Raw genomic sequence first — 3,883 nt, forward strand, 5'->3', positions numbered from 1 at the left:
ACTATATGGGATTCTGGTTTACTTGGGTCAGGCAGAAATACCTGACAGGATTAAATTATCATAATACCGCTTTTCAAACTCAAAGGGTGACACACATCCAATCGTGCTATGCAAACGGGTTTTATTAAACCAGTCCACCCACTAAAGGATTGCCAGTTCAACATCGTTCACACCAGTCTAGTTTTGCTTTAAATAATCAATCACCTCAGACTTATAAAGCCCATTGATCGTTTCAGCCAATGCGTTGTCTGAGCGAGGAAATAGCGAAGCACTGCTTCGTCCGAGTGCAAGACGTAGGGCTATGCCCGAAGTGGAGTCGCCTGTTGTACCAACAGAGGTAATCACGCCAGAATCCGTCATTTTATCAGTATAGCGAATGGATAAGTACTGAACCCCTCGATCACTGTGATGAATGACATCTTTGGGATGGTTTCTATCTGCTATTGCTTGATTTAAAGCCGCCATCACCATATCGGTGTTCATAGGGGTCAGCACAGAAAACGGAAAAATAGGGCGGCAAGGACTTTTGTTTATTCTTAAGTATCTGATAATTAAAAAATTTCTAATTTACAAAAGCTTTCCACCCATTATGTTCATTAGTGTCTAACAAGCTAAAATAAATGGTTTGTTATCCAATGATTACTCAATAAGTATACGAACATTTATACCCCCTTTTTAGGGCATATTTGCTCATTAAAAACATCTGTCTAATAAACCCTGGTTTTCTAGACACTTCCATTTTCACAAAAAACAGGGGCTTTTATCCCCTATTTTTGTAAATTAACTTGTCTATTAAACAGCGTCGGATAAACCCATTACTAGAGCTTATCAAAAACTCAAAATAAACTTAGGCCAGACTGGAAATTGATATAGTTGGAAAACTACGCCAAATGAGCAATCTCATCAATAAGCTCAGGTTTTTTGCCCAATAATTTAAGTGAAACTTGTGCTGAACCGCTCGGTTCGCGCTGACCTTGCTTCCAAGACTTTAGCGTATTGACCGAAATACCAATATTTTAACTATCAGCGTGAGCGCTTAGCTCATAGCTTTGACTACGCCCAGATTCTGCAGATTTAATCAGTACGCCCTTATCGACCAAATCATTAATATCTCGCAAAGCCGTATCTGGCGATGTTTTGGTCATGGCTGCCCATTTCTTGGTGGTCAATTTACCAAAGAAGTCGCCCCACAATCGATTAATCATCATCACTTGGCGTTCATTAAACGTTGTATACCGATGACGATGCCAAAATTGGGCTTTATCAACCGTTCTTTGGGTACGAGTGAGTGCCATGGTTAAAGCCTGATCGAGCGTTTGTAAAAACCATACCAACCAATCTGTTGTTGACGTTAAGCCTTTTTGGGTCGACTCCAAAATCGTATAATACTCTGACCGAGTTGCTAAAATTTGCGCCGACATACTATAAAAACGCCTGCCACTGCCATCGCTTTTAGCGAGCATACGCTCGGTAATCGCCCGAGTTAAACGCCCATTGCCATCTTCAAAGGGGTGCAGGGTCACAAACCATAAATGCGCAATACCGGCTTTTAAGGTTAAATCTAAATCAGGTTGGTCCTCATTATACCAAGCAATAAATTTAGCCAACTCATCTGGCAATCGTTGTACTACTGGTGCTTCAAAATGCACTTTAGTGCGACCATAGCCCCCTGATACCACTTGCATGGCACCTGTACTATCATCTCGAAGTCTGCCCGCCTGTATTTTATATAACCCACTAAAACCCGTGGGAAATAACGCCCGATGCCAAGCAAAGATTTCATCAAGTGTCAGTGGTTGGTCAAAATGAAAACTGGCTCTTAACATCATCTCTACAATAGCATCGATTTCTCGAGTGGGTGTTACCAGGGTATCCGGGTCGTATAGGTGTTCAATACCTAAATGCCGAGCAACCGATGAGCGTACCTGCTCATTATTGAGTATCTCCCCTTCTATCTCAGACGTTTTAATCACTTCAAGCGTCACAGCGTCCAATTGGGCTTCAAGCGGCAACTCAAAGCCCAGGCTTTGCATTTTACCAAGTAGTTTACCTTGTAATAGACGCACATTAGCGACCAATGGTAATAACTGATTATTATCAATTTGCCAATCGGTCCAGTTAGGATAGTCGTGAATGTATTTTTTATACAGCATTTATATATAGTAATAAAAAGTAAATGCGGTAATTATAGCAAACAATTACCGCAAAATATGCGGAGAATAATTGATTTTATATTAGTTGATTTTTGTTTAGTAATTAGATTCTAACAACCAATCCACAATATAAATCAGTGGAATACCGTCAATTTGGCGACGCTCATCATACTTTCCTGTAATAACTATCTTTTTATGATTATCTCGTATATGTAATAAATTATCCGTTTCATGGGTATTCTCTGGGATTTGATAAGTCACTTGCACATACAGCAATTCATCCGCCCTGCGAGCCACAAAATCAATTTCTTTACTGTCTAAACGACCCACATCCAGTGTATAGCCCCGTCTTAATAGCTCCAAAAACACAATATTTTCCAACCGATTGGCATAATTTGCCGCTTTTTTACCAATTGCATGACGCCTTAAGCCATTATCGACAATAAAGTACTTAGGATTGGTCTTAAGATACCCCTTACCTCGAATATCATATTGCTGCACCTTATAGAACAAAAACGCATTTTCTAATAATTCAAGATATTTACTAATGGTATGATTCGAGGTTGGCACTCGCTCACTGGTCAATGTGTTACTGATTTTGCTTGGATTAACTAACTGCCCGACATTATCAGCTAAAAATAAAATGACGCTTTTTAAAATATGGGTATCTTTCACCCCTGCCCGATGCGCAATATCATTGAGCACAATCGAATCAAAAATTCCTGATAAGATGGTATCCTTCAAAGGCTCATCTGCTATAACAACACTGGGAAACCCGCCGTATTGTTCATACTCAAGGTAATATTTATCAACCAACCTAGAATCCACAGGTACTTGCTTAGCTAACAAAAACTCTCTAAAGGACAAAGGATAAATGTTAATCGCCACATAGCGACCGCTTAATAAAGTCGCCAATTCCCCAGAGAGTAAATTCGCATTAGAGCCTGTAATCACAATATCGCTATTAAAGCTAACTCGGACCGCATTAATAATTTTTTGCCATCCGTCTACAAATTGGATTTCATCAAATAACAAATAGACCTTATTTTCACTGCCTTTAAGTTTTTCATTGATTAATTGGCTAAAATCATCCGCATTTTTGACCCACTGGTACTCAAAACTCTCAAAATTCAGATAAATAATATTTTCTGCACTAATTTGTTGAGACAGCAAATAATCTCGATATTGCATCAATAAAACAGATTTACCAGAACGGCGCACCCCGGTTATCACTTTTATAAAATCTGAATCTTTAAATTGAATCAGTTGCTGTAAATAATTTTCTCGAGAAATCATTAATTATCCCATTTAGTATTTTATTTCTAATTTTAGCAAATTAACAAAATATTGGAAACTAATTTCCAATTAAAACTAAAAATTCTAATTAATAGAAAATAAAAGCATTTTTTTAGAAAAATATACATTATTTGAAGCGTATTTCATTTTATCTAGTTTTTACGGATTTTTTAAAATAAATAATCAATTTATCACCAAAGAACAAACTCATAAATAAATGTTATAAATTTTCTTTAAATATTAATTCAACAAAAACACCTGTTATTATTGAATAAATCAAGACGAGCAGTTTTGATTGTTTTTACCCCAGTTTTATTCAATAATATTGTCTATTATTTATTTCAATGAAAACCTATCAATGATATTAGGCTATTCAATTTTTTTGTGTTTTATTGTAATTTATGTATTGACAATAATATTTTTATTCTAAATTT

Annotated in this window: 2 protein-coding genes and 1 pseudogene; all 3 read right to left on the reverse strand. The window is 36.8% G+C overall.

The genetic code is table 11. The features are described 5' to 3' along the window. Positions 1-27: 27 nt before the first annotated feature. A pseudogene (locus RTR63_RS11580) lies at positions 28-516 on the reverse strand (integrase core domain-containing protein); the annotation flags it as partial. Between the two features lie 500 nt (positions 517-1,016). Then, positions 1,017-2,153, reverse strand: a complete 1,137-nt coding sequence (locus RTR63_RS11585) for a Fic family protein (protein ID WP_312524406.1) — start codon at positions 2,151-2,153, stop codon at positions 1,017-1,019. Between the two features lie 96 nt (positions 2,154-2,249). Further along, on the reverse strand, positions 2,250-3,449 hold the full coding sequence (locus RTR63_RS11590) for an ATP-binding protein (protein WP_312524408.1): 1,200 nt from the start codon (positions 3,447-3,449) through the stop codon (positions 2,250-2,252). Positions 3,450-3,883 lie beyond the last annotated feature (434 nt).

This window comes from Moraxella sp. CTOTU47724, assembly GCF_032014955.1.
GTDB lineage: Bacteria > Pseudomonadota > Gammaproteobacteria > Pseudomonadales > Moraxellaceae > Faucicola > Faucicola tetraodonis.

What these genes read in the sequence shown, in the direction of transcription:
- RTR63_RS11585 (WP_312524406.1), bottom strand. Translation starts at nt 2,153, where the DNA reads ATGCTGTATAAAAAATACATTCACGACTATCCTAACTGGACCGATTGG.
- RTR63_RS11590 (WP_312524408.1), bottom strand. Translation starts at nt 3,449, where the DNA reads ATGATTTCTCGAGAAAATTATTTACAGCAACTGATTCAATTTAAAGAT.